A 16,931-nucleotide genomic window follows, 5' to 3' on the forward strand; every position below is an offset into this window, starting at 1 on the left:
TGCGCGGCTTGCGCAAGATGCCGGGCGGCGAGGCGAGGGGAAAGCGGTATGGCCAAGGCAAAGACCACGATAACCGAAGTCACGGTCGAGGATTTTCTTGCCGGCGTGCAGCCGCCCGCCAAGGCGGAAGAGGGCCGAGTGCTCGACGCGCTGTTCCGCAAGGTCACCGGGGAGATACCCAAGATGTGGGGCCCCACCATCATCGGATACGGCGAATACCGCACGACCTATGACAGCGGGCGCGAGGTCCACTTCCTGCGCAGCGGCTTTTCCCCGCGCAAGGCCAAGCATTCGCTCTATTTCATGGGCGGCTATTCCGATGCGGCCACGGGCGCGGCGCGCGATGAAAAGCTGGCGCGGCTGGGCAAATATTCGAAGGGTGCGAGTTGCCATTACGTCAACAAGCTCGCCGATATCGACCTCGCCGTGCTCGAAGAGATCATCGCGGAGGACTGGGCGGCGATGCAGCGGATTTACCCCGAAAGCTAAATCCCCGCATACCACTGGTAGCCGGCGGTATCTTCCCAGAACCCGCCCTTGCCGTCGCCGATATCCGCGAAACTGGCGACCGCCTCGATCGCCTTCACATATTTCGCCTGCTTGTAGCCCAGCTGCCGTTCGATCCGCATCCTGAGCGGCGCGCCGTTTTTCTCGGGCAGCGGCTCGCCATTGAGGCTGTGCGCAATGATCGTCTGCGGGTGGTAGGCATCGACCATGTCGATGCTCTCGTAATAGTCGCGCCCGTAGAGCACATCTGCACAGCGGAAAACGATGAACTTCGCGCTCTCCTTGACCTTGGCGGCATCGAGCAGCTCGGCGAGTTGCGGCCCCTGCCATTCGCCGATCGCGCTCCAGCCTTCGACACAGTCGTGGCGGGTGATCTGGGTGCGCTGCGGCAGGGCCTTCACTTCATCGAGCGTCAGCGCCAGCGGCTGTTCCACCAGCCCGCGCACCTCGAGCTGCCAATCGGGGAAGCCTCCGGCCAGCTGCGCCTTGTAGAACGGATCCTCCACCGTGACCGAGCCATTGCCACGGAAGGTGGGCGAGCGTTCGGCGCGGGTATATTCGGGGGCCAACCCCTGCTTGCCCGCCAGCGCGCGGTGGAGCGAGCGGTGGCCGTCCTCCGCCGCATCGAACAGGGTCTTGGCACTCTCGCTCTGGTTGATCTTGGCACAGGCCGAAGCGGACAGGGCCGCCATCCCGGCAAGCAGCGAACGGCGCGGCAGGTCAACCATGGCTGGGGTCTCCATCCAGAACGGGCTCGGGTGCGGGGGCGGGGCGGGGCGCTTCGGCTTCGCTCTCCACGCGCCTGCCGCCGGTGATCATGCCGAGGATCAGCCGCCAGTCGGTCAGCGCCAGCAGGACATGGATCACGAAGAAGCCGAAGATCCCCCACGCGGCGATGAAATGCAGCGAGCGGGCGCTCTGGCGGCCGCCCAGCACTTCGAGCAGCCAGGGTGCCGCCGCCTGAAAGCCGGGGCTGATCGCAAGGCCGGTGAACAACATCAGCGGCATGAGCACCCCGAACACCATCCCGTAGAGGATCTTCTGTACCGGGTTATAGCCATGCGCCGCCGCGCCGGGGCCGTGCGCCTTGAGCGAGGCGATCACCGCGCCCGGTGTCCAGTCGCGCGGCGAGGTGGTGAGATCGCGGCGGAAATGTCCGTTCACCAGCATGGCGATCCAGATGAAGGCCAGCCCCAGCCCGAACGGCCATGCCATCGTGATATGCCAGTCGCGCGCCATCGCGAGGTTGTAATATTGGGGGATTGTCGACCAGGCCGGGAACCTTACGACGCTGAGCCAGGCGTCCTTGGGGTCGAAACCGTAATCGCCCCAGTAGAGATAGCGGTGGGCGTTGGAGATGTTCAGCCCGGTCATGAACAGGACGATGATCGAGACGGCATTGACCCAGTGCCACAACCGTGTCGACAGCGCGTGTTGCTTTCGCGTTTTCATGCAATCGCCCCCTTGGCATTTTCGCGCGCCAGCCAGATCACGTCGCGCGGCTGGTCCATCAGGTGCTGGCCGCTGTCGATGAACAGGGTCTGCCCGCTTGCGAGCGCGCCCCCGGCAAGGAACAGCGCGGCCTCGGCGATTTCGTCCGCCCCGGTCTTGCGGCGCAACAGATTGAGTCGATGGGAGATCTCGGTCTCCTCCTCGCGCTGATCGTGGCTGGCAAGGATCGCGCCCGGCGCGATGCCGTAGGCGCGCACGTCGGGGTCGGTGAAGCCTTTGGCGAACATGCCGATAGTGGCGGCCAGCGCGTGCTTGGACATGGTGTAGCTGAAGAAATCGGGATTGGTGTTGGCGATCTTCATGTCGGTGACATTGATCACGCTGCGCACGCCCGATCCCCTCGCCGTGTGGGCGATGAAGGCCTGGGCGATCCGGGCCGGGGCGAGTGCGTTCACTTGCATCGCCGCCCGGTTCGTTGCCGGATCGAGTTCGGTTACACCGTCATAATCGAAAACCGAGGCGGAATTGACGAGACAGCGCCAGCCCGGCAGCCGCGCGGCGAGCGCGGTGACGGCGGCGACGGCACCTTCGTCGTTGGTCAGGTCGAAGCCGATCGTCTCGGCGGAGGGAAGGGTGGCGGCGAGCGCTTCGGCCTCTGCGGCGCTGTCGCGGTAGTGGATGACGCAGTGCCATCCCGCAGCGGCAAAACGGGTAATGATCGCAGCGCCGATACGGGTCGCCCCGCCGGTCACAAGAACGGCGGGGCGGAATTCGGGCGCTGCTGTCATGTCTGGCATGGTGCAGCGCTAACAGGGCGGGGGCCGCGCTTCAATCGGGGAGCGCCGCGCGGCCCTCTCCCGATCAGCGGCGGATCAGCGGCAACGCAGCTCGCCCCGGTCGATTTCGCGGCCGAGCAGGCCGCCACCAATCGCGCCGAGCAGCGTGCCGGCACTGCGGTCACCGCGCGTGTCGATGGTGCGACCCAGCAGGGCACCGACACCGGCGCCGATCACCAGACCGGTGGTGCCGTTGTCGCGGCGGCAGTAGTAACGGTCGCCATCGCGCCAGATCCGGTCACCGCGTGAGAGGCGGCGCGGTTCGTAATAGCGCCCGCGGTCGTCATAGATGCGGGCTTCCTTGGCGCGCTTGCCGTAGGCCTTGGCGTGGCGCGGCGGGTCGGCCTGGGCGGGGGCGGCCATCGGCAGGGTCATCGCGCCAGCGGCGAGAATGAGAGCAATCTTCTTCATGACAGGTCCTTTCGGTGTGTCTGCATTGGGAAGGTTAACCGGGCTGGCGGCGCGCGGGTTCCATCAGGAAGGGAGCCCGTCGCGCCGCCGGCACGGCTCAGCGGCAGCGGGCTTCGCCGCGGTCGATCTCACGACCGAGCAGGCCGCCACCGATCGCACCGAGCAGGGTGCCGAGGCTGCGATCGCCGCGGGTGTCGATGGTCCGGCCCAGCAGCGCGCCGCCGACCGCACCGACCACGAGGCCGGTCGTGCCATTGTCGCGCTTGCAGTAGTAGCGACCGTCATTCCCGCGCCACACGCGGTCACGGCGGCTCAGGCGACGCTCGCGCTGCCATTCGCGACGGTCGCGGCGATCTTCGCGCCAGTCGCGACGGTCGCGGCGATCGCGCCAGTCGTCGCGGTCATAGGCGGCGACCTGATCGAACGAGACGGCGCTGTTGTTGAAGCTGGCGAAGATCGGCGCGGGCGCGGCGGGCAGTTCTGCGGCCTGCGCGGGCGCGGTAGCGGCAGCCATCGAAGCGGCGGCGGCGGCGATCAGGATGAGGTTCTTCATGGTCGTTTCCTTGTATCGGCGTATCGGCTCCCCGATGGAGCGACCCCGTTTTCGTTCAGCTTGGGAGAACCGGGGATGAACAGCGATGTCAGGAAAACGGCAGAATCGTTCAGGAAGCGGGGGTTCGGGATGAACCGTGGATCAGCCGCGCCGGGCTGCGGCTTTGGCGCGAAGGCGCGGGGTGAGCGTCTCCAGCGCCGCCAGCTCGGCGAACTCGGCAGCGCTCGCCTTGCCCGCCACCAGCGCCCGGAACACTCGCGCGACGTTCCATTCGCGCGCGCCGATCGCCACCCGTTCGAGCGCATTTCCGGCGGCGACTTCGCCCGTTTCGATCACGCGGAAATACCAGCCGCAGCGCGCGGTGGCGACGATTTGCGCGACCATGCCCTTGTGGCCGAAACGGTGCTCGATCTTCCAGCACGGTTGGCGCGGCTGGCTGATCTCGATCAGCGCAGTTCCAAGCCGGAAGCGGTCGCCGATATGCACCATCGCCTCGGTGAGGCCGCGCACCGCGAGGTTCGAGCCGAAACCGCCGGGCTCGTCCAGCGCGGGATGATCGCCGATCTGCTCGCGCCACCACGCATGATGGTCGAGCGGATAGAGATGCAGCGCCATCTCCGGCCCGCCATGCACCGTGCGGTCGGCCTGCTCGTCAGGGGCGAGCCCCTCTTCGAGCACCTGCACCGCGCCCTCGCGCGGGCGCTTGGCGATGGCGCTCGTCTCCGCGCCGTGGAACGGTCGGGCGGTGCCGGTGCAGACGGCTTCGATGGTCCAGATGGTCATGCTGTTCTCACCAGAAGATCGATCCAGTCGCGCTGCGTGCCATCGCTGGCCTTGCCTGCATAGATGTCCTGCGATTCGATCGTGAACCCCGCGGCGGTGTAGGCGGCGATCAGCCAGCCGGCGGAGGGAAAATTGTGCAAGCGGCCCAAGAGGTCGCGCCCTTCGCCATCGCCCAGCTTGTAGCTTGAAAAGAACAACCCGCCGGGCCGCAGCGCGCGGTGGATGCGGGCGAGCACATCCGGGATCGCGGCGCGCGGGCAGTGCAACAGGCTGGCATGGGCCCAGACACCGGCATAGGCCGCTTGCGCCTCGAGTTCGTGGAAGGCCATCACCCGCGCGCCGAGATTGAAGGATTCGTTGGCGCGCTTGACCAGCGCCGGAGTGCCATCGGTCGCATCGACGATGAACCCGCGCCCGCGCATATGCGCCGCATCGCGCCCGCCGCCGCAGCCCAGTTCGAGCACCGCCGCACCTTCAGGGAGGCGATCCAGAAAGGCATTGAGCTGGTGGCTATGCGCTTCGCCCGAGTGGAACACCCAATGCGGCGCGCGCGCCTGATAGAAAGCGATCGTGTCGGGATCGGTGCTCAAGCGCTTTCGACAGCGGCCGCCGCAGCCGCGGCCTCGCGGTCGCGCTGGGCGCGGCTCTTCTTTTCGGCGGCGGTCTTGAGCTGGCCGCAAGCCGCATCGATATCGCGCCCGCGCGGGGTGCGCACGGGGGCGGAGAAGCCGCCTTCGAAAACGATCTCGGAGAACCGCCGAACCCGCTCGGGCGTCGAGGTTTCGTAGCCCGCACCCGGCCAGGGGTTGAAGGGGATCAGGTTGACCTTCGCCGGCAGGTTGAACTGGCGCAGCAGGCGGACAAGCTCGCGCGCATCATCGTCGCTGTCGTTCTTGTCCTTGATCATGACATATTCGAAGGTGATGCGCCGCGCGTTGCTGGCACCAGGATAATCGGCGCAGGCCTGCAGCAGCTGCTCGATGCCATATTTCTTGTTGAGCGGCACAAGCTCGTCGCGCACCTCCTTGCGCACGCCGTGGAGCGAGACCGCAAGGTTCACCCCGATCTCCTCGCCGCAGCGCTCCATCATCGGAATGACGCCGCTGGTGGACAGGGTGATGCGGCGCTTTGAGAGGGCGAGGCCGTCGCCGTCCATCACCAGCTTCAGCGCATCGCGCACGTGGTCGAAATTGTAGAGCGGCTCGCCCATGCCCATCATCACGATGTTGGTCAGCAGGCGGCCATCGGCGGTGTAGTGCCCCGCCTCGTCATCCTCGTCGATCACATCGGCGTCCGAGACCATCGTGCCGCGCGGCCATTCGCCGAGCGCATCGCGGGCGAGCATCACCTGCCCGACGATCTCGCCGGGGGTGAGGTTGCGCACCAGCTTCATCGTGCCGGTGTGGCAGAAGGAACAGGTGAGCGTGCAGCCGACCTGCGAGGACACGCACAGCGTCCCGCGCGTCTCGTCGGGGATGAAGACCATCTCGAAATCGTGGCCGTCGGCGGTGCGCAGCAGCCACTTGCGGGTGCCATCAACCGAGTGCTGAGCCTCGACCACGTCGGGCCGCCCGATCACGAAACGCTCCGCCAGCCACGGGCGCATCGGTTTGGCGATGTCGGTCATCGCCTCGAAATCGGTGACGCCGCGGTGGTAGAGCCAGTGAAAAACCTGCTTGGCGCGCAGCTTCGCGGCCTTGGCGTCGAGCCCGGCCTCTTCGAACAGCTCGCGGATGCGGGGGCGGGGCAGGCCGATCAGGTCGACGCGGCCATCGGCGCGCGGCGTGATGTCGCGCGAAGCGGGAACCGGGTCGACGTGGCCCGGAATGGTCATGAGTGCAGTATCGGCCATGGGTCGCGGCCATATAGTGCGACTTGGGCCGTTTGGCGAGTCAGCGTCGTCCGGCGCATCCCACCGTTGCCGCGTCGATCGCTGTGGCGGCGCCTGCGAGCGTGTAGCGGTCGGTGAAACCTGCCCCCGATACGCTCATCCGGCTGGCCGAGCGCAGCGCGGCGACAATCGCCGCATCATCGCCTGCATCCCTGGCCCAGGCATTGCGCCCCTTGGCGACGAGGTCGAAGCGCTTGCCGCTCACCACCAGCCGCGCGCCCGCCTTGTCTGCGACCTCGCGCGACAGCACGATATGCACCGCCCCGCGCACGCCCTTGTCGGGCCAGTTCGAGACCGTGGCATAGGCCGGCGCGGCGGTCTTTCCTTGCGCCTTGGCAATGGCATAGCAGCGCAGGGGGGAGGGGTCCTTGAACGCCGCCCAGCTTTCGTAAACGCCAAGGCTCTCGCGCGCAGCCAGCGGCGCGGCGAGGGTGAGCAGAAGAAGCGCGGCGAGCCTAATCATAGTCAATTCCCAGCACTTCCCACTCGCGGCTGCCCGAGGGGAGGCTCACCACGCGCAAATCCCCGACGCTCGCGCCCCGCAGCGCGCGGGCCAATGGAGAATTCCAGCCGATCCGGCCCGCGCCCGCATCCTGCTCGTCGTCGCCGACCAGCGTGACGGTCTGCCGGTTGTCGTCCTCGTCCGCAATTGTCACTGTCGCGCCGAAGAACACCCGCGCCCGGTCGATCTGCGCCGCCGGGTCGACCACCCGCAGCGCCTTCATCCGCCGGGCGAGATGCGCCAGCTCGCGGTCGACCTCGCGCATCTTCTTGCGCCCGTAGAGGTAGTCGCCGTTCTCGGATCGGTCGCCATTGCCCGCCGCCCAGCTCACGATCTCGACGATCGCCGGGCGTTCGGTGCCGAGCAGGTGATCGTACCGCGCCTTCAGCGCCGCCATCCCGGCGGGCGTGATCGGTGCCCCCTGCGGTTTCATCGCGTCAGCGCAAGAAGCTGTCGACCGGGCGCGGCAGGCCGGCCTCTTGCGGATACATGTGCGAATAGGTCACCGCATTGCCGATCACGCGCATGATGTAATAGCGCGTCTCGAAATTGGCGGGGATCTTCTCGACCCATGTCACCCAGTCGATCTCGCCCTTGCGCGGGTCGCCGTTGAGCCGCAGCCACTGGTTCACGCGCCCCGGCCCGGCATTGTAGGCGCCCACGGCCAGCGGATAGGCGCCGCCGTAGTAGCTCATCATCCGCGCGAAATAGGCATCACCCAGTTGAATATTGTATTGCGGCGCCTCGGTCAGGTTGCTGGCGAGGTATTGCCCCCCCGATTTGCCCGCCTGTTCGCGCGCCGTGCCCGGCATCAGCTGCATCAGCCCGATCGCGCCCGCATGGCTGCGCCGGGTGCGGTCGAATTCGCTTTCCTGCCGCGCGATGGCGTGGACCATCGTCCAGTCATTGACGAAGGAGGGCGTCGGCACGGTGGGAAAACCGATGCGTTCAAGGCCATTGAGGCCGTTCTCGCCCGCCTTCATGCCCAGCACCACAGCCATTTCGTCGAGCCCGACTTCGCGTGCGAGCATCGCTGCCATCAGCATTTCGGTCGGCGTGTCGGCCTCGTCGCCCAGCGCTTCGAAGAAACGGCGTTCGGTGCGCCAGTCGCGGCGCGTGCGGGCGAGCGCGCGGATCGCTTTCACGACAGGGCGCGCTTCGAACTCGGCGCGCACGCTGGCGTCCATCGCGGGCTGCGGCAGTCCGGCAAAGCTCGGCATCGGGCGGCCGAGCGCCGATAGGGCGAGCTGCGAGTAGTAATATTCGGGCCACTGCGCCGCCATTTCGAAATAGGTGCGCGCCGCGCCCTCGTTGCCCGCAGTGCGTGCGGCGCGCCCGGCCCAGTAATAGCCCTTGGCCTTGGTCAGTGGGGTCTTGGCCGCATCACCGTAGCGCGCGAAGAGCGGCGCGGCGCTGGCGCCGTCGCCCATATTCCACAGCGCCTTGGTGCCCCCCAGCCACATCAGATCGGTCAGCCGGTCGCGCAGCGTGAAGCTGGTCGCCGACAGATCGGTGCCGGGGGCGAAGAGATCCTCGCTTCGGGCGGCAATGCGGGCCGCGTCGCTCGGCCCGACATCTTCGGCAAGGCCCAGCAACTGGCCGACGAATGCCTCGGGATCGAGCGCCGGGCGGTTGAAGGCCGGGCGATTGGTGAAGACCCGCGCGGCTTCATAATTCTGGCCGCTCGACCGCAGAAACTTGACGAGGTTGAAGACATAGCCGGGATCGGCCTCCGCCCCGGCGGGCACCGCGATCCCCGCCGCTTCGGGGCGGGCGCCGCGCACCAGCGACAGGCGCGCCAGTGCCAGCGGGCGGTCGGGTTCGGCAAGGTTGATCACATGGCGCGAGGCGGCATCGGCCTTGCCCTGCCACAGCAGCGCATCGGCGCGCAGCGCATGATCTTCCGCGGTGAACTGCGAACCCCAGATCTGGGAAATATAGAGCTCCACCGCATCGCCCATTTCGCCGCCGCGCCACGCCTTGCGTGCTTCGGTCAGCGCCTCGGGCCGCTGCACGGCGGCGAGCGCCAGAGCATAACGCGCGCGGGCCGGGTTGGTGAGCGGGGGGTTGGCGTCGAAGAAGGCAATTACGTCCGCTTGCGGGGGCGCTTCGTTTTCCAGCGCTGCTTCGGCCCTCAGGCGCAGAATGTCGGCGCGGGGAAAGCCCGGCCAGGCCATCACGAAACCGGCATAGTCGGCGAAGCTGTGGGTGCGGCTCGCCTGAAGCACTTCCCAGCGGGCAATCGCGGCATCCACCGCGCCGGGCTGGCGGGCGACCAGATCGCTGCCCGATCCCCAATCCTGCGCGGCTGCGGGCATCGCCACCAGCGCGCTCGCGCCGACGCCGAGAATCGCAGCATAAATCCGTGATGAATTCATAAGTTTACGGACCATGCTGGACATAGTGCCAATCGGCTCCTTATCAGGCGGTGAACGGATGAGGGGTGGGGCAGGGCCCCATGCCTCACTATCTAGAGATGAAGGCAGGACAAAGGCAATGTTCAGCGGATCGATACCCGCTCTTGTGACTCCTTTTCGCGGCGGGACGTTCGACGAAGCGGCCTTCCGGCGGCTGGTCGACTGGCAGATCGACAACGGCAGCGCGGCGCTGGTACCCTGCGGCACGACCGGGGAGGCATCGACCCTCTCCAACGCCGAGCATCATCGCGTGATCGAGGTCTGCATCGAGCAGGCGGCGGGCCGTGTGCCGGTGATCGCGGGTTGCGGTTCGAACGACACGCGCAATGCGCTGCTGCACATGAATTTCTCGCGAAAGGCGGGCGCGGCAGCGGGTCTGTGTGTAGCACCCTATTACAACCGCCCGAGCCAGCGCGGGTTGATCGCGCATTTCAGCTTTCTGGCCGAAAACAGCGACCTGCCGATCGTCCTTTACAACGTCCCGGGCCGTACCGTGACCGATCTGGAAGACGAGACCGTGGTGGCGCTGGTCAACACCTACCCGGACCGGATCATCGCCATCAAGGACGCGAGCGGAGACCTGTCGCGCGTGGCCGATCACCGCATGGGCATCGGGCGGGAGTTTTGCCAGCTTTCGGGCAATGACGAGCTTTGGCTGCCTCACGCGGCGGCGGGCGGGCGCGGGTGCATTTCGGTGACGGCGAACGTCGCGCCCAAGCTGTGTGCAGAATTCCACGCGGCGATCGCGGCCAACGAGCTGAAAAAGGCGCGCGAGCTCAACGACCGCTTGTTCCCGCTGCACTACGCGATGTTCTCCGACGCCTCGCCTGCGCCGGTCAAATATGCGCTGAGCCGCGTCCACGACTGGATCGAACCCGAAGTGCGCCTGCCGCTGGTGGAATGCTCGGAGGAGGCCAAGCGCGCGGTGGATGAGGCGCTGGTGGTGGCGGGCGTGCTGGCGGCCTAGACCACCTCGTCCTCGTCCAGCATCCCTTGCGCGCTGCCTTCGGGCTGGCTGGCGAGGATCGCCTCGGTGATCGAATCGATCCGCGCGCCGATTCGCTCCGGGTGGGCGATGGCGGCGATGTGGAACAGCGCGTCGCCCTGGTGCACAACCGGCAGGGTGGCGTGGCCGATGATGATCCCGTCGATCGGACTGATCATGCTGTGGGCCTCTTCGCCCATGAGGCCCGTGACGCAGCCGAGAACATCGCCCTGCCGCACCGGATCGCCCGATTGCCGCGCCGGGTGCATCACGCCGCCACGCGGGGCCCTGACCCACACCGTGCGGTTGGCGCGGGCCGGGATGCCGACCGCGCTGAGCCCGTCGTCGGCCTCGATCATGCCGAGATGCGCCAGCACCCGCGTAACGCCCGCCACGCCGGTCTCGATCGAAAGGCGGTCAAAGCGCAGCCCCTCGCCGGCCTCCAGCAGCAGCATGTCGACGCCGCTGGCATGGGCCAGATCGCGCAAGGAACCGTCGCGCAGCGGACTCTCGATGATCACCGGCGCGCCGAAGGCCATCGCCAGTTCGACCAGCCGGTTATTGCCCGCCGCGATGCGGATCTGGGGTAGGTTGTAGCGGTGAACCGCCGCCGAGTGGATATCGATGCCAAGGCTGCACCGCTCCACCACCTCGCGATAGAAGATATGCGCGACCTGTCCGGCGAGCGAGCCGTTGGCGCTGCCGGGAAAGCTGCGGTTGAGGTCGCGCCGGTCGGGCAGATAACGCGAGCGGTTGAGGAAGCCGAAGATATTGGCGACCGGCACCAGCAGCACCGTGCCCGCAAGGCCCTGCGGGTCGAGCTCCTGCGCCAGCCGCTGCACCACTGCCGTGCCGACGATCTCGTCGCCGTGGATCGCCGCGCTGACGAACACCGCCGGGCCGGGCCGCGCCCCGTGCAGCACCCGCACCGCGAGCGAGGATGCGGTGCCCGTCGCCATGGTGGTGATCGGAAAGCCGACGTCGCGCCGCGTGCCGGGCGCCAGTGCCTCGCCCGCGATGATGAAGGGTTCGGCCTGATCCATGCGCGTGCTTTCCTGCTGCCCCGGAGGGACGTTACGCGGCGCGCCGCCAAAGCGCAAAGCGTGCCGCCGGTTTTCCCCCCTCGCTTTTTGCCGCGCCAGTCCCTACATCGCGCCCCCTTATGGCACGCCCAAAACCCGTCACCTTCGACAAGCTCAAGATCGTCGCCGAGAACCGCCGCGCGCGGTTCGACTATTCGATCGAGGATACCTACGAGGCCGGGCTCGCCTTGCAGGGCACCGAGGTGAAGGCACTGCGGGCGGGTGAGGCGTCGATCGCCGAAAGCTATGCCGAGGTGAAGGACGGGCAGGTGTGGCTGATCAATGCCAACATCCCCGAATACAGCCACGGCAACCGCCTCAACCACGAACCGCGCCGCCCGAGGAAGCTGCTGCTCCACGAGCGCGAGATCGAACGCCTGTTCGGCGCGGTGGAGAGGAAGGGCATGACGCTGGTGCCGCTCTCGGTCTATTTCAACCGCACGGGCCGCGCGAAGGTGGAGCTCGCGCTCGCCAAGGGCAAGCAGACCCATGACAAGCGCGCCAGCATCAAAGAACGCGACTGGAAGCGCGACAAGGCCCGCCTGATGCGCGAGAAGGGTTGAGCGCCCGGAAATTCGCACCGAGGCTGCGATTCACCTACTGGTCACCACGGCGATGCTACCCATATGGGAACCACCCATGCTCCCCCGGCCCGCCCTTCACGCGATCATCGCTCTGCAGCATCCGAGCCTCTGCCGCGCGGGCGCGTGCGCATGAGCATTCCGCCGCCCCGACCCACGATGGCCACCCGGTCGAAGACCTGGGCGATGGACCTGATCCGCAAGCACATGCCGACGCGTGAGCAGATGGCGAGCAACAAGTACCTGGCCCCCATCGCGCACCGCTTTCTCTCGCCCGAATTGTGGCGCTTCACCCGCCGCTCGGTGCCGCGCGGGGTCGCGCTGGGGCTGTTTTCGGCCTTCATCATTCCGATCGGGCAAATCTTCCTTGCCGCCTTCATGGCGCTGCCTTCCCGCGCCAATGTGCCGCTGGCGGCGCTTTCGACCTTTATCACCAATCCCTTCACCCTGCCGTTCTGGCTGGTGGTGGCGAACAAGGTCGGCAGTTTCACCCTGCGGCTCGATGCGGCCGGCCCCGCGCTGGCGAGCGGCAAGGCGCAGTCGGGCGCATGGGCGATGCTGGTCGAGTTCTTCCAGATGGCGGGCACCACGGCGTTCGGCTTTGTGGTGCTGGCCATCGTCACCCCGGCGATCGGCTATCTGGTGTCGGGCTGGGTGTGGCGCGCCGTGGTGTCCCGCAAACGCGCCAAACGGTTGAAGGCGATGGAAGCGCGGCTCGACCGGCGGCTCGGCGCGCGCTAGACAGCCGCGCCTGAGGCGAGCGGGCCTGACCCCGGTTTCGCCTGTCCCGATCCGAAGGAGCCTCCCCGCTTGTCCCGCCGTTCCGGCCCCAGTCCCAAGCTGCCTGCCACCCCGTCGCCCGGTGCCGATGTCACCGATGGCACTGCCGTGTCCATTCCCCCCGCCACCGTGCTGATGGGGCTGGGCGCTGCCGTGGTGGTGAGCGCGGGGGTGCTCTATTTCGCCACCGGAAGCTGGCTGGTGGCGCTCGCGTTCGTGCTGGCGGCGGGGGTGATGTTGGGCGGTGTGGTGCTGCTCGACCGCGTGCGGGACACGCCCGCCGCCGACGCGCCCGCCATTCCCGACTGGAGCGTCACGGTCGCCGCGATCGAGCGTGCGGGCGAGGCGATCGCCATCACCGACCGCGCCAACCGCATGGTCTGCGCCAACCGCTTTTTCCTCGACACCTTCGGCACCGCCGCCGCGCCGCCCGCGCTGCCGCTCGAACGCGCGCAGCTGGAGGCGGTGACGCTGCTGGCGCGCAACGCATGGCGCGACGGGACGGCCGCGCTCGACGACGTGGAGGCCTCTGACGAGACCCGCTGGCAGATCGCCGCCACCCGCGCCGGGCGAGGCGAGGATCATCTGATCTGGCGTCTGAAGCCCGTCACCCGTCCGCGCGGGGCCGACCTCGGCGCGCTCGATCTGGCCGGGCCTTTCGGCAAGATGCTGAGCCGCGCGGGGATCGAGACCGCGATCACCACCGCGGACGGCGTGATCCGCATGGTCAGCGCCGGCTTTGCCGAGCGCGCCGCGGGTGACGACACCGCGACGCTGGTGGGGCAGGACTTCGTCAGCTTCCTGCGCTCCGACGAGCGCGACCGCATCTTCTTCGCCCGCGAGGGGCGCAGCGGCACGCCGCAGACACTGGTCGACGTTCCGCTGGTCGATCCCGAGGAGCGCGTCACCGCCGCGCGCCCCGACGAGGCGACCTCGCTGATGTTGCTGATCGATTCGGGCGTCGGGATCGGCAGCGGCTTCGATGGCGCGGCGCAGGCGGGGGTGGCACAGCTCGACGCGCTGCTCGCACAGCTTCCGCTGGGGCTCGCGATGACCGACCGCGACGGGCGCTTCCTGTTCGGCAACGAGGCCTTCCTGCGCTCGATCGGGCGCGAAGGGCGCGGGTTGCCACAATTCCCGACCGATCTGGTGGTGCGCGAGGACAAGGCCGCGCTGTCCGATGCGGTGCGCCGCCACGGGCGCGGGCCTTCGACCAGCGGCGATGTCGCGGTGCGGCTGGTCAACAGTCCGGAAGAGCCCGTGAGCCTCGGCCTTGCCGGGGTGCGGGGCCTGGGCGAGGCAGCGGTGCTGCTGAGCCTTGCCGACACCAGTCAGGAAAACCAGCTGCGCCGCCAGGTCGCGCAAGCGACCAAGATGCAGGCGGTGGGTCAGCTGGCAGGCGGGGTCGCGCATGATTTCAACAACGTGCTGACCGCGATCATCGGCACCTGCGACCTGATGCTGCTGCGGCACATCCCGGGCGACAGCGATTATGACGACATCCAGCAGATCCGCGCCAACTCCAACCGCGCCGCCGCGCTGACGCGCCAGCTGCTCGCCTTCTCGCGCCAGCAAACCTTGCGGCCCGAGATCATCCAGCTGCCCGACGTGGTCAGCGAGGTCAGCCCGCTGATCAAGCGGCTGCTGGGCGAGAAGATCACCTATTACGTCCAGCACGATCGCAACCTCGGACCCGTCCGCGCCGATCCGCAGCAGCTGGAACAGGTGATCATGAACCTCGCCGTGAATGCCCGCGACGCGATCCAGTCGCGCGGGAACGGGCAGGGGCGGATTTCGCTTTACACCCGCACGCTTCAGGCCAAGCAGGTGATCCAGCTGGGATCGGAAGTGCTTCCGCCTGCGGATTACACCGTGCTGATCGTGCAGGACACCGGCGGCGGCATTCCGCCGCACGTGCTGCCCAAGCTTTTCGAGCCGTTCTTCACCACCAAGGAACAGGGCAAGGGCACCGGCCTCGGCCTCTCGACCGCCTATGGGATCGTCAAGCAATCGGGCGGATTCATCTTTGCCGACAATATCGCCGACAAGGCCGGGCGGGTCACCGGCGCGCGCTTCACAGTCTATTTCCCAGTTCACCGCGGAGAGATGCCGAAGAAGCGCCCGGTGCAGGAGCTGGTCTCGTCCGACTGGTCGGCGGGCGGCAAGGTGCTGCTGGTGGAAGACGAGGACATGGTCCGCATCGTCGCCGAACGCGCGCTCGCCCGCGCGGGTTACACCGTCACCGCTTGCGCCAACGGCGAAGAGGGCCTTGCCGCAATCGTTGAGGGCGGGGAGTTCGACATCGTGGTCTCCGACGTGGTGATGCCCGGGATGGACGGCCCTGCGATGGTGCGCGAAATCCGCAAGCGCCTGCCGACCATGCCGGTGCTGTTCATGTCGGGCTATGCCGAAGAACAGCTGCGCCGCGATATCGACATCCCCGATATGCATTTCATCGCCAAGCCCTTCAGCGTCGCAGCGATCGGCGACAAGGTCGGCGCGGTGCTGCGCGAGGCGCGCAGTGCGCAAGGGGCCGGGGCAGGCGGCTGATCGCGGGACGGGAAAACCGCTCCGTTCACCTTGGATAAACGCAGGTTATCGTTCATCTTGCATCCAACCGGATGGGAGAGGACAGGCATATGGGGCGTCGCGCAATCACCGCTTTGGGCGGGCTATCGGGAGCAGCAGTGGCAGCGATGGGCCTCGTCACCGGAGCCTTGGCGCAGAGCGTCCCCGATCCCGATGCGACCGCGCAGGGCGATGTGGCGCTCACCATTTATAACAACAACCTCGCGCTGGTGCAGGACGTGCGCCAGCTGCCGATTGCGCAGGGCAAGAGCCGGGTGGAGTTCCCCGATGTCTCGGCCCAGATCCAGGCCGAAACGCTGAGCTTCGCCGCCGCCGATACGACCATCATCGAACAGAATTTCGATTACGACCTGCTCACCCCCACCAAGCTGATGGAGAAGGCGGTCGGCCAGACCGTCACTCTCCTGCGCACAAACCCCGCAACCGGGGTCGAAACGCGCGAGCGGGCCAAGGTGCTCTCTGTGGTGGGCGGCACGGTGCTGCAGATCGGCGATCGGATCGAGGTGCTGCGCGACGATGGCCTGCCGGTGCGCGTGATCTTCGACCGCGTGCCCCCCAATCTGCGCGCCCGCCCGACGCTGTCCGTCAACCTCGACAGCACCCGTGCGGGCACGCGCCCGGTCAACCTGCGCTATCTCACCAATGGCCTCGGCTGGAGCGCGGATTACGTCGCGCTCTACAACGAGGCCGGCGGCACGATCGACATGCAGGGCTGGGTGACGCTGACCAACAACACCGGCACCACCTTTCACAATGCCGATACGGTGCTGGTGGCGGGCAATCCCAATGCCGGCGGCGGTCTGCGCGGGTTCGGCCAGCGCGGCATGACCCGCGCCGGAACCGAGTCTGCCGCGCGTGAGCGGCTGGGCGATTTCTATCTGTATCCGATCAGCGGCCGCACCACGGTCGCCAATGCCCAGACCAAGCAGGTGAGCTTCCTCGACGTGCAGTCCGTGCCTGCGCGCAAGATCTATTCGCGCAGCGTCTACTGGCAGCAGAACGACGAGCAGCCGCAGAACGTGCAGAGCCGCATCGCCTTCTCGTCATCGCGCGATCAGGGTCTCGGCGACGCGCTCCCGGCCGGCACGGTGCGCTTCTACCAGCGCGACAGCCAGGGCACCCCACAATTCATCGGCGAGAATGGTATCGGCCACACCCCGATGGGCAGCGAGTTGTCGCTGGTGACGGGCGACGCTTTCGACATCACGGTCAAGGCCGAGGTCGAGAAGCGCGAGACGATAACCTCGGACGAATGGGAACGCAGCGCCCGTTACCGCATCACCGATGGCGAACAGTCGCGCATGATCACGATCGAGCGGCCCAAGACCTATTACCGCACCGTGATGCGCTACACCCTGACCAATGCCAAGAGCCAGCCGGTCGAGGTGCAACTCACCCAGACCGGGCTCAACCGCAGCTGGTGGGCCGACGATTTCCGTATCACCTCGGAAGACATCAAGGGTGAGCAGCTCAATTACGACCAGCGCCTCTACAAGGTCGCTATCCCGGCCGAGGGCGAGCGCGTGATCCGCGTCACTTACGAAACCCGTTACTAGGGCGGC

At 67.4% G+C, this 16,931-nt stretch carries 18 protein-coding genes; 6 read left to right on the top strand and 12 right to left on the bottom strand.

What is annotated here, in order from left to right; genetic code table 11:
* Positions 1-48: 48 nt before the first annotated feature.
* On the top strand, positions 49-489 hold the full coding sequence (locus E2E27_RS09765) for a DUF1801 domain-containing protein (RefSeq protein WP_141458748.1): 441 nt from the start codon (positions 49-51) through the stop codon (positions 487-489).
* Here E2E27_RS09765 and E2E27_RS09770 read toward each other — a convergent pair.
* The 11 genes from E2E27_RS09770 to E2E27_RS09820 form a co-directional block, all read right to left on the bottom strand.
* Positions 486-1,235, bottom strand: a complete 750-nt coding sequence (locus E2E27_RS09770) for a molybdopterin-dependent oxidoreductase (RefSeq protein ID WP_141458749.1) — start codon at positions 1,233-1,235, stop codon at positions 486-488. The genes E2E27_RS09765 and E2E27_RS09770 overlap by 4 nt on opposite strands.
* Positions 1,228-1,959: a cytochrome b/b6 domain-containing protein gene (locus E2E27_RS09775; protein ID WP_141458750.1), complete on the bottom strand. Its 732-nt coding sequence runs from the start codon at positions 1,957-1,959 to the stop codon at positions 1,228-1,230. Before E2E27_RS09775 ends, E2E27_RS09770 begins: the two co-directional genes overlap by 8 nt.
* The gene (locus tag E2E27_RS09780) at positions 1,956-2,756 is read right to left on the bottom strand and encodes an SDR family oxidoreductase (protein ID WP_141458751.1); all 801 of its coding nucleotides are present in this window, start codon (positions 2,754-2,756) and stop codon (positions 1,956-1,958) included. The genes E2E27_RS09775 and E2E27_RS09780 overlap by 4 nt, the downstream gene beginning before the upstream one ends.
* A 75-nt stretch (positions 2,757-2,831) precedes the next feature.
* The gene (locus E2E27_RS09785; RefSeq protein ID WP_141458752.1) at positions 2,832-3,206 is read right to left on the bottom strand and encodes a glycine zipper 2TM domain-containing protein; all 375 of its coding nucleotides are present in this window, start codon (positions 3,204-3,206) and stop codon (positions 2,832-2,834) included.
* Between the two features lie 97 nt (positions 3,207-3,303).
* Entirely contained in the window at positions 3,304-3,759 is a 456-nt protein-coding gene (locus E2E27_RS09790; protein ID WP_141458753.1) for a glycine zipper 2TM domain-containing protein, read from the bottom strand.
* A 141-nt stretch (positions 3,760-3,900) separates the two neighbouring features.
* Positions 3,901-4,542 carry an MOSC domain-containing protein gene (locus tag E2E27_RS09795; protein WP_141458754.1) on the bottom strand — a complete coding sequence of 214 codons (642 nt, stop codon included), beginning with the start codon at positions 4,540-4,542 and terminating at the stop codon, positions 3,901-3,903.
* Positions 4,539-5,132, bottom strand: a complete 594-nt coding sequence (locus E2E27_RS09800) for a class I SAM-dependent methyltransferase (RefSeq protein WP_141458755.1) — start codon at positions 5,130-5,132, stop codon at positions 4,539-4,541. Before E2E27_RS09800 ends, E2E27_RS09795 begins: the two co-directional genes overlap by 4 nt.
* Positions 5,129-6,394: a dual-specificity RNA methyltransferase RlmN gene (rlmN, locus tag E2E27_RS09805; RefSeq protein WP_141458756.1), complete on the bottom strand. Its 1,266-nt coding sequence runs from the start codon at positions 6,392-6,394 to the stop codon at positions 5,129-5,131. Before rlmN ends, E2E27_RS09800 begins: the two co-directional genes overlap by 4 nt.
* A 40-nt stretch (positions 6,395-6,434) precedes the next feature.
* Entirely contained in the window at positions 6,435-6,896 is a 462-nt protein-coding gene (locus E2E27_RS09810; protein ID WP_141458757.1) for a hypothetical protein, read from the bottom strand.
* Positions 6,889-7,368, bottom strand: coding sequence for a GreA/GreB family elongation factor (locus E2E27_RS09815; protein ID WP_141458758.1), 480 nt, complete (start codon positions 7,366-7,368; stop codon positions 6,889-6,891). Before E2E27_RS09815 ends, E2E27_RS09810 begins: the two co-directional genes overlap by 8 nt.
* Positions 7,369-7,372: 4 nt before the next feature.
* Positions 7,373-9,328 (bottom strand): lytic transglycosylase domain-containing protein, encoded by a 1,956-nt coding sequence (locus E2E27_RS09820; RefSeq protein WP_234036009.1) that lies wholly within the window; start codon positions 9,326-9,328, stop codon positions 7,373-7,375.
* A 103-nt stretch (positions 9,329-9,431) separates the two neighbouring features.
* On the opposite strand from E2E27_RS09820, the gene dapA reads away from it, so the two are divergent.
* Entirely contained in the window at positions 9,432-10,319 is an 888-nt protein-coding gene (dapA, locus tag E2E27_RS09825; RefSeq protein ID WP_141458759.1) for a 4-hydroxy-tetrahydrodipicolinate synthase, read from the top strand.
* Here dapA and E2E27_RS09830 read toward each other — a convergent pair.
* Positions 10,316-11,380, bottom strand: a complete 1,065-nt coding sequence (locus E2E27_RS09830) for a succinylglutamate desuccinylase/aspartoacylase family protein (protein ID WP_141458760.1) — start codon at positions 11,378-11,380, stop codon at positions 10,316-10,318. The two genes, dapA and E2E27_RS09830, sit on opposite strands and share 4 nt — an antisense overlap.
* 119 nt (positions 11,381-11,499) lie before the next feature.
* Here E2E27_RS09830 and smpB point away from each other — a divergent pair, with 119 nt between their 5' ends.
* From smpB to E2E27_RS09850, 4 genes are all read left to right on the top strand, one after another.
* Positions 11,500-11,982 (top strand): SsrA-binding protein SmpB, encoded by a 483-nt coding sequence (gene smpB, locus E2E27_RS09835; RefSeq protein WP_141458761.1) that lies wholly within the window; start codon positions 11,500-11,502, stop codon positions 11,980-11,982.
* A gap of 150 nt (positions 11,983-12,132) precedes the next feature.
* Positions 12,133-12,741 carry a DUF2062 domain-containing protein gene (locus E2E27_RS09840; protein WP_502705513.1) on the top strand — a complete coding sequence of 203 codons (609 nt, stop codon included), beginning with the start codon at positions 12,133-12,135 and terminating at the stop codon, positions 12,739-12,741.
* A gap of 174 nt (positions 12,742-12,915) precedes the next feature.
* A complete protein-coding gene (locus tag E2E27_RS09845) occupies positions 12,916-15,330 on the top strand; it encodes a hybrid sensor histidine kinase/response regulator (RefSeq protein ID WP_181443660.1) in 2,415 nt (804 codons plus the stop codon).
* A gap of 146 nt (positions 15,331-15,476) precedes the next feature.
* A complete protein-coding gene (locus E2E27_RS09850) occupies positions 15,477-16,925 on the top strand; it encodes a DUF4139 domain-containing protein (protein WP_141461770.1) in 1,449 nt (482 codons plus the stop codon).
* The last annotated feature ends 6 nt before the right edge of the window (positions 16,926-16,931 follow it).

This window comes from Porphyrobacter sp. YT40, from assembly GCF_006542605.1.
Lineage (GTDB): Bacteria > Pseudomonadota > Alphaproteobacteria > Sphingomonadales > Sphingomonadaceae > Erythrobacter.